This is a genomic window from Agrobacterium sp. DE0009 (assembly GCF_007680755.1).
Taxonomy (GTDB): Bacteria; Pseudomonadota; Alphaproteobacteria; order Rhizobiales; family Rhizobiaceae; genus Agrobacterium; species Agrobacterium tumefaciens_B.
The window spans coordinates 1,079,735-1,096,356 of sequence record NZ_VEIU01000001.1 but is presented as its reverse complement, the minus strand read 5'-3'; the positions used below and the strand labels follow the sequence as shown (position 1 = coordinate 1,096,356).

21 protein-coding genes are annotated in these 16,622 nt (G+C 60.4%); 14 read left to right on the top strand and 7 right to left on the bottom strand.

The window, feature by feature from the left end; all coding sequences use genetic code 11:
* The first annotated feature begins 110 nt into the window (after nucleotides 1-110).
* Both FS804_RS05625 and FS804_RS05620 read left to right on the top strand, forming a co-directional pair.
* Entirely contained in the window at nucleotides 111-1,019 is a 909-nt protein-coding gene (locus FS804_RS05625; RefSeq protein ID WP_144575465.1) for a L,D-transpeptidase, read from the top strand.
* Nucleotides 1,020-1,174: 155 nt separating this feature from the next.
* Nucleotides 1,175-1,900 carry a L,D-transpeptidase gene (locus FS804_RS05620; RefSeq protein ID WP_144575461.1) on the top strand — a complete coding sequence of 242 codons (726 nt, stop codon included), beginning with the start codon at nucleotides 1,175-1,177 and terminating at the stop codon, nucleotides 1,898-1,900.
* Between the two features lie 54 nt (nucleotides 1,901-1,954).
* On the opposite strand, the gene FS804_RS05615 is transcribed toward FS804_RS05620, so the two are convergent.
* Nucleotides 1,955-2,413 (bottom strand): MarR family winged helix-turn-helix transcriptional regulator, encoded by a 459-nt coding sequence (locus tag FS804_RS05615; protein WP_144575458.1) that lies wholly within the window; start codon nucleotides 2,411-2,413, stop codon nucleotides 1,955-1,957.
* A 192-nt stretch (nucleotides 2,414-2,605) separates the two neighbouring features.
* Here FS804_RS05615 and FS804_RS05610 point away from each other — a divergent pair, with 192 nt between their 5' ends.
* From FS804_RS05610 to FS804_RS05600, 3 genes are all read left to right on the top strand, one after another.
* Nucleotides 2,606-3,028, top strand: a complete 423-nt coding sequence (locus FS804_RS05610) for an organic hydroperoxide resistance protein (protein WP_063950851.1) — start codon at nucleotides 2,606-2,608, stop codon at nucleotides 3,026-3,028.
* A 99-nt stretch (nucleotides 3,029-3,127) separates the two neighbouring features.
* Entirely contained in the window at nucleotides 3,128-3,511 is a 384-nt protein-coding gene (locus FS804_RS05605) for an MbcA/ParS/Xre antitoxin family protein (protein WP_144575455.1), read from the top strand.
* Entirely contained in the window at nucleotides 3,471-4,232 is a 762-nt protein-coding gene (locus tag FS804_RS05600; RefSeq protein WP_186376664.1) for an RES family NAD+ phosphorylase, read from the top strand. The genes FS804_RS05605 and FS804_RS05600 overlap by 41 nt, the downstream gene beginning before the upstream one ends.
* A gap of 41 nt (nucleotides 4,233-4,273) precedes the next feature.
* On the opposite strand, the gene FS804_RS05595 is transcribed toward FS804_RS05600, so the two are convergent.
* From FS804_RS05595 to FS804_RS05585, 3 genes are all read right to left on the bottom strand, one after another.
* Complete coding sequence (locus tag FS804_RS05595; RefSeq protein ID WP_144575452.1) at nucleotides 4,274-5,785, bottom strand: ABC-F family ATP-binding cassette domain-containing protein; 1,512 nt, start codon at nucleotides 5,783-5,785, stop codon at nucleotides 4,274-4,276.
* 385 nt (nucleotides 5,786-6,170) lie between these two features.
* Complete coding sequence (locus FS804_RS05590) at nucleotides 6,171-6,593, bottom strand: YciI family protein (RefSeq protein ID WP_144575449.1); 423 nt, start codon at nucleotides 6,591-6,593, stop codon at nucleotides 6,171-6,173.
* 87 nt (nucleotides 6,594-6,680) lie between these two features.
* Nucleotides 6,681-7,127, bottom strand: coding sequence for a MarR family winged helix-turn-helix transcriptional regulator (locus tag FS804_RS05585; protein ID WP_063950855.1), 447 nt, complete (start codon nucleotides 7,125-7,127; stop codon nucleotides 6,681-6,683).
* Nucleotides 7,128-7,273: 146 nt separating this feature from the next.
* On the opposite strand from FS804_RS05585, the gene FS804_RS05580 reads away from it, so the two are divergent.
* The 3 genes from FS804_RS05580 (at nucleotide 7,274) to FS804_RS05570 (ending at nucleotide 9,384) form a co-directional block, all read left to right on the top strand.
* The gene (locus FS804_RS05580; protein WP_144575446.1) at nucleotides 7,274-8,002 is read left to right on the top strand and encodes a thioredoxin family protein; all 729 of its coding nucleotides are present in this window, start codon (nucleotides 7,274-7,276) and stop codon (nucleotides 8,000-8,002) included.
* Between the two features lie 24 nt (nucleotides 8,003-8,026).
* Nucleotides 8,027-8,521 (top strand): DUF1579 domain-containing protein, encoded by a 495-nt coding sequence (locus FS804_RS05575; RefSeq protein ID WP_144575442.1) that lies wholly within the window; start codon nucleotides 8,027-8,029, stop codon nucleotides 8,519-8,521.
* An 83-nt stretch (nucleotides 8,522-8,604) separates the two neighbouring features.
* On the top strand, nucleotides 8,605-9,384 hold the full coding sequence (locus FS804_RS05570) for a VOC family protein (RefSeq protein WP_144575439.1): 780 nt from the start codon (nucleotides 8,605-8,607) through the stop codon (nucleotides 9,382-9,384).
* 39 nt (nucleotides 9,385-9,423) lie between these two features.
* On the opposite strand, the gene FS804_RS05565 is transcribed toward FS804_RS05570, so the two are convergent.
* Nucleotides 9,424-10,320: a LysR family transcriptional regulator gene (locus FS804_RS05565; RefSeq protein ID WP_144575436.1), complete on the bottom strand. Its 897-nt coding sequence runs from the start codon at nucleotides 10,318-10,320 to the stop codon at nucleotides 9,424-9,426.
* A gap of 121 nt (nucleotides 10,321-10,441) precedes the next feature.
* Between FS804_RS05565 and FS804_RS05560 the strand changes: the two genes are divergently transcribed.
* Genes FS804_RS05560 through FS804_RS05550 form a run of 3 tightly spaced genes read left to right on the top strand, consistent with a single transcriptional unit; the run spans nucleotide 10,442 to nucleotide 11,998 of the window.
* Nucleotides 10,442-11,164 (top strand): SDR family oxidoreductase, encoded by a 723-nt coding sequence (locus FS804_RS05560; RefSeq protein ID WP_144575433.1) that lies wholly within the window; start codon nucleotides 10,442-10,444, stop codon nucleotides 11,162-11,164.
* 10 nt (nucleotides 11,165-11,174) lie between these two features.
* On the top strand, nucleotides 11,175-11,651 hold the full coding sequence (locus FS804_RS05555) for a carboxymuconolactone decarboxylase family protein (protein ID WP_186376663.1): 477 nt from the start codon (nucleotides 11,175-11,177) through the stop codon (nucleotides 11,649-11,651).
* The gene (locus FS804_RS05550; RefSeq protein WP_144575427.1) at nucleotides 11,648-11,998 is read left to right on the top strand and encodes an Atu4866 domain-containing protein; all 351 of its coding nucleotides are present in this window, start codon (nucleotides 11,648-11,650) and stop codon (nucleotides 11,996-11,998) included. Before FS804_RS05555 ends, FS804_RS05550 begins: the two co-directional genes overlap by 4 nt.
* Nucleotides 11,999-12,050: 52 nt before the next feature.
* On the opposite strand, the gene FS804_RS05545 is transcribed toward FS804_RS05550, so the two are convergent.
* Nucleotides 12,051-13,622 carry a helicase HerA-like C-terminal domain-containing protein gene (locus tag FS804_RS05545; RefSeq protein ID WP_144575424.1) on the bottom strand — a complete coding sequence of 524 codons (1,572 nt, stop codon included), beginning with the start codon at nucleotides 13,620-13,622 and terminating at the stop codon, nucleotides 12,051-12,053.
* 310 nt (nucleotides 13,623-13,932) lie between these two features.
* Here FS804_RS05545 and FS804_RS05540 point away from each other — a divergent pair, with 310 nt between their 5' ends.
* Nucleotides 13,933-14,328, top strand: coding sequence for a hypothetical protein (locus tag FS804_RS05540; protein WP_063950863.1), 396 nt, complete (start codon nucleotides 13,933-13,935; stop codon nucleotides 14,326-14,328).
* A 7-nt stretch (nucleotides 14,329-14,335) separates the two neighbouring features.
* On the opposite strand, the gene FS804_RS05535 is transcribed toward FS804_RS05540, so the two are convergent.
* Nucleotides 14,336-14,767, bottom strand: coding sequence for a helix-turn-helix domain-containing protein (locus FS804_RS05535; protein ID WP_144575421.1), 432 nt, complete (start codon nucleotides 14,765-14,767; stop codon nucleotides 14,336-14,338).
* Nucleotides 14,768-14,870: 103 nt separating this feature from the next.
* Between FS804_RS05535 and FS804_RS05530 the strand changes: the two genes are divergently transcribed.
* Both FS804_RS05530 and FS804_RS05525 read left to right on the top strand, forming a co-directional pair.
* Nucleotides 14,871-15,629 carry an SDR family oxidoreductase gene (locus FS804_RS05530; RefSeq protein WP_144575418.1) on the top strand — a complete coding sequence of 253 codons (759 nt, stop codon included), beginning with the start codon at nucleotides 14,871-14,873 and terminating at the stop codon, nucleotides 15,627-15,629.
* 70 nt (nucleotides 15,630-15,699) lie between these two features.
* Nucleotides 15,700-16,509 carry an AraC family transcriptional regulator gene (locus tag FS804_RS05525; protein ID WP_144575415.1) on the top strand — a complete coding sequence of 270 codons (810 nt, stop codon included), beginning with the start codon at nucleotides 15,700-15,702 and terminating at the stop codon, nucleotides 16,507-16,509.
* Nucleotides 16,510-16,622: the final 113 nt, after the last annotated feature.

Genomic DNA, 16,622 nt, shown 5'->3' with positions numbered 1-16,622 from the left:
TTCAAGAGGAAAAATGCGGTTCGTCGATTTTTTTTAAAAAACCGACGCCAGCCTCGCGCCAGCCGCGCGGTCCATCATGCCGGCAGATTGGATTCCATGAAGCGGTTCAGATGATAGCACTCCTTTTCAAAAACGGTCGCCGGGCGGCCTCTCTGCTGGGGCTTGCCCTGCTGCCGCTGATGAGCGGCTGCCTTTTCGTGACGGATACGACGCGGATGGACCCGGACGTCTTCGTCAGGGAAACCGCGCCGGTGTTCAATTTCAATTCCGTCAGCTCCAATCGTCAGCCGGAGCTGCCGCCGCAGCCCGGCCAGCTTTCCACGCGCCCGCCGGATCTGTTCAGAACCCGTTTCCATCAGGAATATGGTCCGCCGGTGCGCGGGCAGGGGCTACAGGCCCCGCAGGTACAGGGTTACAACGCGCCGCAACCGCAGGGCCAGACGATGGCCTATGGCCTGCCGGTTTCCAATCCGCTGCATCGGGTCATGTATGGCCCGATCCGCGATGAGGACCGCTCGCTGCCGGCCATTCCCTACGGTCGCATCGATCCGCGTTATCTCCGGCAGGAAGTCAGCTACCAGACGGCGGAAGCGCCCGGCACCATCGTGGTCGATACCAGACAGCATTTTCTCTATCTCGTGCAGTCCGGCGGCAAGGCGATCCGTTACGGCGTCGGCCTGGGTCGTGACGGTTATGCCTGGTCGGGCCGCGGCAAGATTCAGTGGAAGGCGAAATGGCCGCGCTGGACGCCCCCCGACGAGATGGTCAAGCGCCAACCGGAACTCGCCTCCATCTCCGCCGCCAATGGCGGCATGACGCCGGGTCTGAACAATCCGCTTGGTGCACGCGCGCTTTATATCTTCAAGGATGGCAAGGACACGCTTTATCGCGTGCATGGCACGCCGGATTGGCAGTCTGTGGGCAAGGCGACGTCCTCCGGCTGCGTCCGCATGCTCAACCAGGATGTGATCGATCTCTATGATCGGGTGCCGCAGGGTGCGCAGATTGTGGTTATCTGAACACGTTCTAAAAGAAAGAGATATGGGACCCATTCTGCCAGCACCTTGTGTCTGGCTTTTAGCGGTCGGTTAACTATTTTCGCAATACGCATGACACGGAACAAACGACGTACAACGGCGGTCTAGCCGTTCGAAATGTGGGACAAACCGGCCTTATGACAAGCACCGACACAGATCTTTCCAGACGCACCTTCCTTTCCCTTCTCGGCCTCTCTTCCGCTTCGCTTCTCGCAGGCTGCGCCTCGTCAGGCACGGGAGACGCCATCCGCCAGCAGGCGACCGCCATCGGCAGCGATTTCCGCCAGATGTTTTCGTCCGGCGTCAGCGATGCGGAACTGGCCGTCATGTACGGCTCGGTCGAGGATAGCGGTTACGTCATTCCCGCGGTTCCCTATCAGAAGATCGACCGCCGTTATTATCGCCAGCGGGTCGTCGATCCGACCGGCGAGCGCCCAGGTACGGTGGTCGTCGATACGCGTTCGCGCTTCCTTTACGTTGTCGAGCCCGGCGGCAGCGCCATGCGTTATGGCGTCGGCATCGGCCGTGAAGGTTTCGCCTGGTCGGGTGAGGGCGTCATCCAGTGGCGTCAGAAATGGCCGAAGTGGACCCCGCCGGACGAAATGGTCGCCCGCCAGCCGGAACTCACCAAATATTCCGCCAAGAACGGCGGTATGCCGCCGGGCCTGAAGAACCCGCTGGGTGCGCGCGCCCTCTATATCTTCCAGAACGGCAAGGACACGCTCTACCGTCTGCACGGTTCGCCGGAATGGAACTCCATCGGCAAGGCCGTATCCTCCGGCTGCGTGCGCCTGATGAACCAGGACATCATCGACCTCTACGACCGCGTGCCGCAGAAGGCGCGTGTGGTGGTCTGGCAGTAAGTCTGCAAACATTCACGAAAAAGGCGGCCTCTGTGCCGCCTTTATTTTTGACTGTCATGGCCGGGCGAGATTGTCCTTCAGCGTATTCACCCGGTCGCGAATCTGCACCAATTCCTCCAGTCCGCAGCCGGTGGCGCTGCCGATGGCGGCCATGATTTTTACGCCTTCCTTTTTAAGCTCGGCCCCCTTTTTCGTCAGGGCCACCAGAACCTGCCGCTCATCGACCGTGCCGCGCTTGCGGGTGATGAGCCCGGCATGCTCCAGCCTTTTCAGAAGCGGCGAAAGCGTGCCCGAATCCAGTCCCAGCATTTCGCCGAGCGCCTTGACGGTTGAGGTTTCCTTTTCCCACAGCGCCATCATGACAAGATATTGCGGGTAGGTGAGGCCAATCGGGTCGAGCAGCGGTTTATAGGCGCGGGTAAAGGCGTGCGCCGCGCCGTAAAGGGCAAAACATATTTGCTGGTCCAGCCTCAACAGGCTTTCCATTGTTTTCTCATCGCCCTGTGCGTCCATTTTCCAGCTCCAAAAATCAACCGGGGAGGGAACAATCGGCCCCCGCTTTCGGTTCCTGCCACATGGATGCGCGGCGTCATTTCGTGAAAATTATCGCAAAAAATGAATCCCCATTCAATGTGCAAAATTATATTGCGCGCAATTAAATTGTCCGCTATAAGATGTCCAACGCCAACCCAAGGAGAAAATGACATGCCAATCCTGTACACGACCAAAGCATCTGCAACCGGTGGCCGCGCCGGCAACGCCAAGTCGGAAGACGGCGTTCTCGACGTCACGCTGACCGTACCGAAGGAACTCGGCGGCGATGGCGCTCGCGGCACCAACCCGGAACAGCTTTTTGCAGCCGGTTATTCCGCCTGCTTCCTGGGCGCGCTCAAGAACGTCGCTGGCAAGCAGAAGGTAAAGATTCCGGAAGACACGACTGTGACGGCAACGGTCGGCATCGGCCCGCGCGAAGACGGCACCGGTTTCGGCATCGAAGTCTCTCTCAAGGTCAACATTCCCGGCCTCGAGCGTGAAAAAGCAGAAGAACTCGTCGCGGCCGCGCACATCGTCTGCCCCTACAGCCACGCCATGCGCACCTCCACGGAAGTGCCGGTCTCGGTGGCCTGATCCAGTCCCCGATACATTCCACAGAGGCCGGGTTCATCCCGGCCTTCTTGTTTGCAGAAATAAATATGCTATATTCTTTCCAAGGAAAGGATACGCGTCATGAATATTCACGCCAAGGCCGCAATGGATCCCGCATCGCAGGGCAGGGTCGTCACCAAGGCCGTCATCGCCGCCGCCGAGCGGCTGGGCCTGAATGCTGCCCGCACGGCCGATATTCTGGGTGTCTCCGCGCCGACGGTCTCGCGCATGAAGCGGCTGGATTTCCTGCTTGAGCCGGGCGCCAAGTCCTTCGAGCTTGCGGTGCTGCTGATCCGGGTTTTCCGATCGCTGGATGCGATTACCGGCGGGGATGAGGCCGTGGCCAAAAACTGGCTGCGCAATCATAATACGGCGCTGGATGCCGTGCCTGCCGAAAGGCTCACCACCATTACCGGATTGATCGATGTCCTCTCCTATCTGGACGCCCGACGCGCTCCTGTCTGAAAAACGCGCCGTATCGGGCAAGTATTGGCGGCTGGTGGAAGCGCAGCATCAGGTTTCCACCATGAAGCTGGTGGATACGGTGGAGGAGCAATCCCTTCTGGAGGATATTCTGGAGACGAGCAAACGGCCGTTTCCGCCGGAATGCGCCAGTTTCGATTATCTTCTCGCGACACCTTTCAGATATGGCGCCGCCTATCCGCATGGCTCGCGGTTCCGCCGCGCGGGCTATACGGAAGGCGTTTATTATGCCGCCGCAAAGGTAGAAACGGCGCTCGCCGAAATGGCCTTTTACCGGCTGCTGTTTTACGCCGAATCGCCCGGAACGCCGCTGCCAGCGAACCCGGCCGATTATTCCGCCTTCGCCGCCCGCGTCGCCACCGACGCGGCGCTGGATCTGACGCAACCGAAACTCATTCGCGACGAGGCGCACTGGACCGATCTCACCAATTACGAGCCGTGCCAGGCGCTGGCCGAACAGGCACGATTGGCCAAGGTGGACGCGATCCTCTATCGTTCTGTGCGCGATCCCCGGGGCGGTCTCAACATCGCCATCCTCTCCCCCAAGGCCTTTGCCGAAAAAGCGCCGGTGGAACGGATGAGCTGGCGCATCCGCCTGTCGAAGACAGGGGTGCAGGCGCTCTGCGAATTTCCGATGCGCAGAACGGGTTTCGCGGTCTCGGATTTCGCCGGCGATCCACGCCTCGCCAGCCTTTTGGGCTGACGGGCATTTTGCTTGTTTCCCAGCGGCTCCTTTGAGGGTCATCAGGCCGAGGCGAAAAATGCCTCGGGATCGTCGACTTCCACCAGTTTCCGCTTTTCGATCAGCCAGAAGCGGGTTCCGACCGTCCGCACGAAACTCCTGTCATGCGAGACAAACACGCAACTGGCCTCCCGGCTGATGATTTCCGCCTCCAGCGTTTCCTGCCCGTCTATGTCAAGATGGTTGGTCGGCTCGTCCAGCAGGTAGAAATTCGGCTCCGCCAGCCGCAGCGCCAGCATGGCAAGCCGCGCCTTCTGCCCGCCGGAGAGCGTTGCGATGCGGCGCTTCTGCATTTCCATGTCGATGCCAGCGCCGGCGAGCAGGCCGTGGATGCGCTGGTCGCCAATGTCGAAGCGACGCGAGAGAAGCGCCGCCGGCGTGCTGTCATCGTCGATTTCGGCCAGCGACTGATCGACATAACCGGCCACCAGCGAGGGTGTGGCCTTGATGCCCTCCTGTTCGCCTGCGCCCGTCACCGCTGCCTGCAGCAGTGACATCAGCCGTGTCTTGCCCACACCATTGCGGCCGAGAATGACGATGCGGTCCCCCTGGCGGATGAATTGCCGGCCGGTGCGAAACAGCGCTGTTCCGTCCGGTGTGGAGACTGGCACATCCTCCAGCGTTATCAGCACCTTGGCGTGGGTACCGCGATTGGCGAGCTGGATTTTACCGGCGGAGCGCTCGATATGGGCGGGGCGCGCCTTCTCCTCGATCTTTTCCGCGCGCTCGCGCAATTGCTTCGTCTTCACCGTCAGCAGGTCGCTGCCGGAATTGATGCCGATATTGTTGAGCTTGGCCGCCTGCCGGCGCAATTGCTGGGCGGTTTTCATCTCCCGCTGGAAACGCCGCTCATCGGCAGCATCCTCCTCCTCCAGCGCCGCGCGCGCATGGCCATAGGGCAGGCGAAACAGCGCCGAGTTTTCCGGCCGCAGAAATAGCGTCGTCCGGGTGACATTGTCGAGAAAGGCGCGATCATGGCTGACGATGATGACCGCCGTGTCGCGCGGCAGGGCGCTGAGCCAGCTTTCCAGCACGTTGATCTTTTCAAGATCGAGATGGTTGGTCGGCTCGTCGAGCAGCAGCACGTCAGGTTCGGTGATCCAGGCCTTGGCCAGCATGGCAAGCCTCTGCCAGCCGCCGCTCAATTCTTTCAGGCGACGCTCGCGGAACGGCTCTGGCACCAGCATGTCGTCGAAGATGATATCCGCGCGCCAGCTCTCGCTATCGACGGTATCCGCCGGCAGGGCGGAAAGCACCGTGTCCCGCATCGTCAATTCCATCAGGGCGGTCGGCGGGTTCTGCTGCACGATGGACTGCGTCAGCCCGCGCAGCCGGGTGATGTCGCCGCTGGTCGGCTCCATCTCACCGGCAAGGCAGTTGAGCAGGGTGGATTTGCCGCAGCCATTGGCGGCGACGATGCCGAGGCGGTCGCCCGCATTCACGGTGAGGCTGAGATTGGAAAAAAGCGGCTTGCCCAAAATGATTCCGAGGTTGCGCAGTGTCATGATGGTCATGATGTTGTCTCTGGTAAAGACGGATCCGTACCGGTGCCTGCGCATGCAGTACGGGTTTCGGTTATCGGTGATCCGTCGTGAAACGATGCGCAATGGCAGACGAACTGCGTCCTGCGCGGCCTTTTAGGCAAACCAGAGGGGTAGTGTTCCGGTCAGCCCTGCAAACGTGTCCGCAGGGCAAAAAGGTGGCAGAGCTGACGATTGCGCCAGAAGCAGGAAATATCCATGCGAAGCCTCCTTTCTTGAAACGTGTTGAACTGCCCGATCATTACCAGCGGTGGCGATCTATGGCAACCCGATTAGAAAATGATGAAGATTGGGGGAGCGGTGCGGCCGGATCATCCCGATAAAGGGTGACATGTGCCGCACCGGATTTGCGCTGGCGCTACTGCTTGCCGACACGGGCGCGCAGTTCTTCCACATGCGCGGCGATCTCGGGCGTCACGGCATCGCCGAAGTCTTCCATCTCGAACATCGGGCGGATTTCGATTTCGCTGCGCTCCAACATCGGGTTCGGGCAGCGTTTCACCCATTCCACCGCCTCGTCCATATCCTTCACGTTCCAGATCCAGAAGCCGGCAACAAGCTCGTTTGTGTGCGGGAAGGGACCGTCGACAACGGTGCGGTTGTCACCGTCGAAAATCACGCGCTTGCCCTTGGAGGAGGGGTGCAGGCCATCGCCGGATTGCATGATGCCGGCATTGACCAGTTCCTCGTTGAATTTCCCCATGGCCTCCATCAACTCCGTCGTCGGCATCACGCCGTCTTCGCTGCTTTTGGTGGCTTTTACAAAAACGATTGCACGCATGATCATTCCTCCTGGATTGCGTTTCGTTCAGTTTCGCTCTCCGGCACGACAGCCGGATGACACCTTTGCCGAGGCACGACGCCCCTTTCACCCGAGATCGATGAGATCGCGGCGCAGCCGTTGCGGGTCGCCGCTGCCGATCTTCGCTTCTACTTCCGCATGGGTCTGTTCCCAAATCGGGAACGCGGCTGCGAGCACGGCCATGCCGTCAGGCGTCAGCCGCAACCGTTTGCCGCGCTTGTCCTTCGGATCCTGCTCGATGCTGACCAGCCCGCGCCGCTCCAGCGGCTTCAGCGCCGCCGTCAGCGTCGTGCGGTCCATGGCCAGAAGATTGGCGACCGGCCCCATCGGCGGCGGCTCCGGCCTGTTCAGCGACATCAGCAGCGAAAATTGACCGTTATTGATGCCCACCGGCTTCAGCGCATTGTCGAATAGTCGCGCCAGCGCCCGTGCCGCGCGCTGTGCATGCAGGCAAAGGCAGGAATCGCGCACGAGAAGAGTTGTCGAAAAAGGAATCACGCTGGCGTTTGACATGCGCTAAATATGTTGATATCAACCTAAATAGTCAAGCGAAACTTGATGCTCTGTGGCGCTATTGTCGGCTTCAACACAGAGATGCGCGGGGCCTGCCGGAGGAGTGGCGCGGCCGCCGTTAAGGACGGATCCAAGGAGGAAAGATCATGTCTCATCCCGTTGTTTCGAAAGAGGAGTGGCTTGCGGCCCGCCGCGATCTGCTGGTGAAGGAAAAGGAACTGACACGTGCGCGTGACAGGCTGAACGAAGCGCGTCGCGCCTTGCCTTGGGAGGAGGTGACGAAGGACTATATCTTCGACGCGCCTTCCGGCCCGAAATCGCTGAAAGAGCTGTTCGGCGACTGCAGCCAGCTGATCGTCTACCACTTCATGCTGGCGCCCGATTGGGAAGAGGGCTGCGTTGGCTGTTCCTTCTTCGCCGATCATGTCGATGGCGCGCTCATCCATCTCAAGCATGGCGATGCCGGTTTTGTTGCGGTATCACGCGCGCCGCTTGAAAAGATCGAAGGCTATAAAAACCGCATGGGCTGGAAATTCCCCTGGGTTTCAGCCGCAGGCACGGATTTCAATTACGACTATCAGGCTTCGTTTCGCGACGAGGACATGGCCAGCGGCGAAATCACCTATAATTACCGTGACATGGCCCCCTATGGGGACCTGAAGGACCTGCACGGCATCAGCGTTTTCGCCAAGGGAGAGGACGGCAAGATCTACCATACCTATTCCACCTACGCCCGCGGCGCGGAGCAGACGCTCGGCACGCTGATGCTTCTCGATCTGGTGCCAAAAGGCCGTAATGAAGACGGTGTAATGGATTGGGTGCGCCGCCACGACCAGTATGAGGACGCGCCGAAGGCGGCTTCCTGCTGCCACTGAAATAATGACGAGGAGGAGACCACAATGGAAATGCCAAACGCCAAGCCGCAGCAGGAACACGCGTTCCTGAACAGGATCGTCGGTGACTGGATCATGACCGCCAGTTCGGGCCACGAGGCCTACGATCCCAATGACCCGGAGCAATTGTTCAGCGAAAAAGTACGCTCGATCGGTGGCCTCTGGATCATTGGCGAGGGCACCGGAAAAATGCCTGACGGCAGCCTCATGACAGCCGTCATCACTGTTGGTTTTGACCCGGTCAAAGGCAACTTCGTCGGCACCTGGGTTGGCTCGATGATGAGCAATCTCTGGGTTTACAGGGGTTGGCTGGAAGAGGATGGCAAGACGCTCACGCTGGAGGCCGAAGGCCCGGCCTTCGACGGGTCCGACCGTATCGATACCTATCGCGATGTGCTCGTGCTGCATGATGATAATCACCGCAGTTTTTCCGGCAGCGTCAGGCAGCCGGACGGCACCTTCAAGACCTTCATGACCTCGGAATTCAGGCGCAAGGCCTGAGCTTTACCCCCCATAGGCGTGCCGCCGCGCCCGGCGGCGGGCGCTTGCCGAAACACCCGCCAAACCGTCCATAGGAGACGATAATGTCCGATACGCATGGAAAATTCATCTGGGTCGAGTTGATGACACCCGACATGGCAGAAGCTGCCCGCTTTTACGGTCATGTCGTCGGCTGGCAGACCAAGGATTTCGGCTCGCCGGAAATGCCCTATCTGGTGCTGGAGGCCGATGGCAAAGGCATGGGCGGCGTCATGGAGCTGACCGATGAACATAAGAGCCAGGGCATTCCGCCAAACTGGACGGCCTATGTCGATGTCGACGATGTGGACGCCACGGCGGAGCTTTTCGCCGAGAAGGGCGGCGCGATCCGACGCCCGCCGCAGGATATCCCGGAAATCGGCCGCTTTGCCGTGGTGGCCGATCCCTATGGCGCGGTACTCTGCATCATGACGCCGCAGCCGATGGAGACCGGCGGTTTCCCTGAGGATACGCAGGCGAAACAGGGTCATGTCGGCTGGTATGAGCTTTTCACCGACAATGTCGATGAGGCCATGGCCTTCTATGGCGATGTCTTCGGCTGGACGAAGGACCATGATTTCGACATGGGCCAGATGGGCCCTTACCGCATCTTCGCAAATAACGGCAAAGCCGTTGGCGGCATCATGAAACGCATGCCGCAGGTTCCCGTCTGCCATTGGGGTTATTACTTCAATGTGGATGGCATCGATGACGCCATCACCCGCGTCAGCACCGGCGGCGGACAGGTCGTCAACGGCCCGATGGAAGTTCCCGGTAACAGCTGGATCGTCAATTGCGTTGATCCGCAGGGCGCCTATTTCTCGCTGGTGTCGCAGAAAAAATAGGCCTGTCGCTGACGATCTGCCGGGGCAACGTCCGGCAGATCACCGCTCTCTCGACAGGCGAACGTGATCGATAAAGGCGCGCAGCTTCGGCGCTAGATTGCGACGGCTGGGGTAATAGAGATAGAACCCCGCGAAGCTGGGGGAATAGTCTTCCAGCATGGAGACCAGCTCTCCGCGCTCCAGGTAGGGCCGGAATGTCTCTTCCATGCCAAAGGTAATGCCTGCACCGGCACAGGCGAGCTTTATCATCAACTGCATGTCGTTGGTGGTGAAAGCAGGCTCCACCGCCACCGCAAATTCGCGCCCGTTTTCGGCGAATTCCCATCTGTATGGCGCAACACCCGGACGAGGCCGCCAGCCGATACACCTGTGCTCGATCAACTCGCGCGGCTGCGTCGGTAGGGCGAAACGGTTCTGATATTCAGGAGAACAGACGGCAAGCTGACGCTGCGGAACCGACACCGGAACGGCGATCATATCCTGTTCGATAAGCTCTCCCAGACGCACGCCGGCATCATAATGCTCGGCGACGATATCGAATTCGTCGTCCGTCACGACGATGTCGAGTTGCACTTCGGGATGGGCCTCGGCAAAGCTTGCGAGCAGAGGCCCGGATAAGAAACGTTCTGCAATGGACGAGACCGCCAGCCGAAGCTGACCGCGCACCGTGCCGCCGAGCGACGAGGCCGCCTGCGCCGCCTGCGAGATCGCGCCTATCGACGGCGAGACATCAGCATAAAGCTGCTGTCCCGCTTCCGTCAGGCTCACGCTGCGGGTGGTCCGTTGGACGAGCGCAATTCCCATCGTCTCCTCAAGCTTGCGGATGGTCTGGCTGACAGCGGAGCGGGTGACGCCGAGCCTGTCCGCGACAGCGCGAAAATTCCGTTCCTCGGCAACAAGGCAAAACGTCGAAACAGCGTTGAGATCAATGTTCATTGGTTAGAAATTCTATCCATTGACGTAACTATTAAGGCGGTTATCGCGACAATGCCTGAGCGCTATCTTCCCTGCAACGGTCGATTTCGAAAAAGCCGACCGTAACAGCAAGGAGAAAGCCATGACATTGAACAAAGTTGTTCTCATCACGGGTGCATCGAGCGGGATCGGTGAAGGCATTGCGCGAGAGCTGGCCGCCGCCGGCGCAAAACTGGTGCTCGGCGCGCGCCGGCTGGATCGCTTGGAGAGATTGGCGGAGGAACTGCGCCGCACGGGGGCCGACGTCGTCGTCCATCCGCTTGACGTCACCGATAGGCAGAGCGTCGATGCCTTTGCAGAGGCGGGCCGCAAGGCGTTTGGCGAGATCGATGTCATCGTCAACAATGCCGGCGTCATGCCGCTGTCGCTGATGTCGTCGCTCAAGGTCGATGAATGGGACCGCATGATCGACGTCAACATCAAGGGCGTGCTCTATGGCGTCGCGGCCGTCCTGCCCGAGATGACCGCGCGTGCCTCAGGCCATATCATCAACATCGCCTCGATCGGTGCGCTTGCGGTTTCACCAACGGCGGCCGTCTATTGCGCGACGAAATTTGCCGTGCGGGCGATTTCGGACGGGCTGCGCCAGGAAAACCGCGACCTGCGCGTCACCTGCATCCACCCCGGTGTGGTGGAAAGCGAACTCGCCCATACCATCACCGACCCGGCCGCCGCCGAACTGATGCAGAGCTACCGGGCCATCGCCCTGAAACCGGACGCCATCGGCCGCGCGGTACGCTACGCCATCGAACAGCCTGACGATGTGGACGTCAACGAAATCGTCGTCCGCCCCACCGCTGCCTGAGGAGGTTGACATGAAAGCCATTTTTCCGACCGCGCTTGCGATTGCCGTGTTCGCGGGATCTGCCGCCGCACTCGCAAATACGCAGCATATGGATGACCGGTTGAAACGCGGGGATGAGGTCGTCCGCAGCCTCAACAATGGCCAGCCGCAAGCCAATCTGGAGCGTATGCGGCAGGAGTTTCCGTTCCTGGCGGAAGCAACGGAGGGTTACGCCTTGGGAGAGGTCTGGTCACGGCCGGGCTTGGACAACCGCACCCGCCAGCTGGCCGCCGTCGCGGTCATGGCGGCCCTTGGTGAGCGTGATCTGATGAAGGTCCATGCCGGTTATGCGCTGAATGTGGGCGCAACCGACGAGGAACTGAAGGAGATGATCTATCTCATCACCGTTCCCGCCGGTTTCCCTAAGGCCATCGCCGCATCACGCACGCTTGCGGAACTGTTCGAGGAACGCCGCGCCAATGCCGCAACGGGAGTGCAGAGACAATGAACATCGTTTCAACATCAGTAGCGCTTCTGCTTGCAACGGCTTCTGCCGAAGGGGAGACGCGCAGGACAGAAAACACCACGGATGGAAACATGACTGAAATCACGCAGGCCCAGAACCACCCTTATCTCGGCATGTGGGTCACCGGTGATGGCCACATTCGTCAGGAACTTCTGCCCAATGGCCGCTATGACGAAGCGCGCGGCAAACGCAAGAGCGCCTATCAGGGGCGATATGAGGTGAAGGGCAACCACATCGACTATTGGGACGACACCGGCTTTACCGCAGACGGTGAATTTGTCGATGGTGTCCTCTACCACGGCGGCATGATCTTCTATCGCGAGAAGTGACCGCACCGAAATTGGCGCCGCCCGTCTCATCAAGAGCGGGCGGCGTATTCGTTCACCGCTTCAGACTTCCCAGAATCCCGCGCACGATCGCACGCCCGACAGAGGTGGCGACCGAACGGGCTGCACTTTTCATCGCGGCTTCGATCACCGTCTCGCGCTGGTAGCCGGAGCGGCGCGTGCCGCCATTGCGGGAGCCGTTGGAATTTTGCGCGGGTTCGTCATCGCCAAAGCCGGGCAGGCGCCAGCGGCCGGAGGCGGTGTCGGACTGGTTTTTGGCATTTTCCTCTTCCGCGCGCTTGGCAGCCTCGGCCTCCGCCGCCTTCTGCGCGCGGGCGGCAAGAATTTCGAAGGCCGATTCCCGATCAATATCCTTGTCATACTGGCCGGAAACGGGGCTGAGATCGATCAGCGATTTGCGCTCCGCATCCGTGAGCGGTCCGACGCGGCCGGAAGGGGGCCGCACCAGCGTGCGCTCGACAATGGAGGGCGCACCCTTGTCATGCAGGGTGGAAATCAGCGCCTCACCCGTGCCGAGCGTGGTGATGGTATCTGCCGTGTTGAAGGCGGGGTTCTGGCGGAAAGTATCCGCCGCCGTGCGCACGGCCTTCTGTTCGCGCGGCGTATAGGCGCGCAGCGCGTGCTGCACGCGGTTGCCGAGCTGGGCAAGCACGGTTTCCGGCACGTCGAGCGGGTTCTGCGTGACGAAAAAGACGCCAACGCCCTTGGAGCGAATAAGACGAACGACTTGTTCCACGCGTTCCACCAGCACGCGCGGCGCATCGTTGAACAGCAAATGCGCCTCGTCGAAGAAGAACACCAGACGTGGCTTTTCCGGATCGCCCACTTCAGGCAGTTCCTCGAACAGTTCCGAGAGCATCCAGAGCAGGAAGGTCGCGTAAAGGCGCGGGTTCATCATCAGCTTGTCAGCGGCGAGAACCGAAACCGTGCCGCGCCCGTCCGCGCCCACACGCATGATGTCGGCGATTTTCAGCGCCGGTTCGCCGAAGAAATTGGCCGCCCCCTGCTGTTCGAGAACCAGCAGCCCGCGCTGCAGCGAGCCGACCGAAGCCTTGGAAATCAGACCGAACTGGTTGGAAAGCTCGGTTGCGTTTTCGCCCATATAGTTCAGCAGCGATTGCAGGTCTTTGAGATCGAGCAGCGGCAGCCCGCCCTGATCGGCGATCTTGAAGGCGATGTTGAGCACGCCTTCCTGCGCTTCCGAGGCGTCCATCAGCCGGGCGAGCAGCAGCGGCCCCATTTCGGCGATGGTGGCGCGCACGCGATGGCCTTTTTCGCCATAGAGATCCCAGAAGATGACGGGCGACTTGCCGTAGGAAAAGTCGGTGAAACCGATCTGCTCGGCGCGCTTCTGCACCCAGTCTTTCGCTTCGCCTTCCGCCGCGATGCCGGAAAGGTCACCCTTGATATCGGCGCAGAAGACCGGAACGCCGGCCTTGGAGAAGCCTTCCGCCAGAACCTGCAGCGTCACGGTCTTGCCCGTGCCCGTCGCGCCGGTGATGAGGCCGTGGCGGTTGCCGAATTTCAGTTCCAGATATTCGCCCTTGTTCAGGCTGTCATCCGGATTGCGGCTGGTGCCGATATAGAGCTGTCCGTCCTGCAACATCGACCATTTCCTCCTGCGGCTGAAACACGGCCTGCAAAATCGCAGCGGATTTTGCAAAAGTCATGTCCGAATTAAAGATCCTACGGCATGATAGGGGCACTCCGGCAGGGAGCAGCCTTTTCATAGTCAGGTTGTGACGATCTTATAAGGACAGTTTCAGGGCGCAACAACTGCTTGATGGCGATGAAGAAAAAGCGCTTGATGAAATGCCGCACCGCTCATGGCCGCTTGAATGCCGCATGAGATTGTTTTACGTTGACGTTAACGTCAGTTCGCAGAGGTTGGCGTCGTTTTTCAACAGGAGGCAAGAATGAACGAAGTCGTGGATCAGATCGCCGCAAAGGCGGGGATCGACCCTGAACTGGCTGAAAAGGCTGTTGGCATGATTCTCGGTTTTCTCCAACGCGAGGCCGCAGATGGTCCAATCGCCCGAATGATCGAAGCCATTCCCGGCGCCAGCGAGCTGGTCGCCCAGTATAATGGCGAAGGCGCTGGTGGTGGCGGCGGTCTGCTTGGCGGCCTGATGAGCGCCATCGGCGGTGGCGGCATCATGGGGCTGGGCCAGCAGCTGATGAGCCAGGGCCTCGGCATGAGCGAGATTTCCACGCTCGCGAAGGAAACGATCGCCGTTGCCCGCCAGCACGCCGGCGACGAAACCGTCGACCAGGTGATCGCCTCGGTTCCGGGCCTCAGCCAGTTCGCCTGAGCCGAACTTATTCTATCGCGGGGCGCGGCGGCTGTTCGTTGAACCGTCGCCGCGCCTCTTCTATTTCGGCATGGTGCGTTTCCGCCCATATCCAGACGCCGCAGAAGGCGCTGCCCAGCGTGCGGCCGAGGGTCGTCAAAGCATAATCCACATGCGGCGGAATGACCGGGTGAACGGTGCGGCGCACCAGCCCGTCGCTTTCCATTTGTCTTAGCGTTTTCGTCAGCATCTTCTGGCTGATATTGCCAACCAGTTTGCCGATCTGCGTAAAGCGTAGCGTACCATGCTCCTCCAGCACTTCGAGAATGAGCATCGTCCATTTGTCCGCCACCTTGGCAATAATATCCTGAACCAGCGCCTCGATGACCGGATCGGTATCGGTGGGTGGCGGGGACTTGCGTTTGCTTTCGATAGCCGCATCTGCTGCATGCCGCTTCATCAGACACTCTCCTTTCGGTAAGTATAAATCTTTCGGGTGCCTACTTTCGATTGGAGAGTATCATAGCTAACTTCCTTTCACCCAACAAGCAAAGGATGTTCCCATGAAAATCTCTGGCAATACCATTCTCATCACCGGCGGCGGCTCCGGCATCGGCCGGGCGCTCGCGGAAGCCTTTCACAAGGCCGGCAACAGGGTCATCATTTCCGGCCGTCGCAAGGCCGCGCTCGACGAGGTGACGGCCGCCAATCCCGGCATGACCTCGATGGTGATGGACGCGACGGACGCCGCAGGCGTCCGCGCGTTTGCCGAAGCTCTGGTAAAGGCCCATCCGACCCTGAATGCCGTCATCAACAATGCCGGCATCATGCGGCCGGAAGACATCGCCGCAGCACCTGATTATCTGGAGACGGCCGAAGAAACCGTCGCCACCAATCTCCTCGCACCCATCCGCCTGACAGCGGCGCTTTTGCCGCATTTCCTTAAACAGCCTGCTGCAACGGTGCTGACGGTCTCCTCAGGTCTGGCCTTTGTGCCCATGGTGTTGACCCCCACCTACAGCGCCACCAAATCCGCCATCCATGCCTATTCGGTCGCGCTGCGCGAGCAGTTGAAGGAGACGTCAGTGGAGGTCATCGAAATCGTGCCGCCTTACGTGCAGACGACGTTGATGGGTGAGGGGCAGGCCAATGATGAAAGAGCAATGCCGCTCCACGCCTTCATTTCCGAGGTCATGGATATCCTCGAAAATCGCCCGGATGAGAAGGAAGTGGTGGTGGAACGCTGCAAGCCGCTGCGGTTTGCCGCGCGGAACGGCAATTTCGATCAGGTCTTCGCCATGATCAACCACATGCATCCGTAAACGGTACCAACTGTCGTATGGCAGCATCCTGTGATAGCGTCGCGCTCCTTCCCGCGGAGCGTGCGCTTTCATGGCCCAAGGCCGGTTCCTGATGCCGAAAACGATACTGCCCGGCGTTGCCGCCGTGGTGGCGGATAGTGACCGTTCCTTTCCGCGCCATATGCATGATCAATTTGGTATCGGTCTCATCCATCGCGGCGCACAGAAATCCCTCTCCGGCCGCGGCGTGGTGGAAGCGGGCGCCGGGCAGGTCATCACCGTCAACCCGGGCGAGGTGCACGACGGTATTCCGCTCGGGGAGGGCGGCCGCGCCTGGCGGATGCTTTATCTCGACATCGATATCGTTCAACGTGCCATTGCCGATCTCAGCGGGAAGGACAGCGGCACCTTCGAATTCGTCCATCCCGTGGAGTCGAGACCTCTGGCCCAGCGCTTCAACGCTGTCTTTTCAGCCGTGACGGCAAATGAGCGGCCGGGCGAAACCCTTCTTTCCGAGGAGACGCTGCTGATGCTGCTGGGGGATGCCATGGAGAAGGCTGCCAATCCACCTGTCTTGGCCATGCCTGCGATCATCAGGCGTGCTAAAAACCGCATCGATGACGAGCCTTCCCGACCGTTCCGCCTTGCCGATCTGGCTGAGGAAGCCGGCATGAGCCAGTTCCGCTTCCTGCGCGCTTTCGCCAGGGCGACGGGGCTGACGCCGCACAGCTATCTTCTCCAGCGCCGCGTGCATCTGGCGCGACATGCGCTGGCCAAGGGCACCCCGCCCGCCGAGGCGGCCTTCGTCGCCGGTTTTGCCGACCAAAGCCATCTGAACCGCGTTTTCGTGCGCCAGTTCGGGGTGACGCCGGCGGTCTACCGGGCGGCGGCGGCTGGTTGATCTTTGCTCTCTTCCGTCATGCCGGACGAGATCCGGCATCCAGCCATCGCACGTCTGCGGCGTGAAAGGAGTCTTTCGTGGTCGGGGACCTGACCACGCTGGACCCCGGCTCG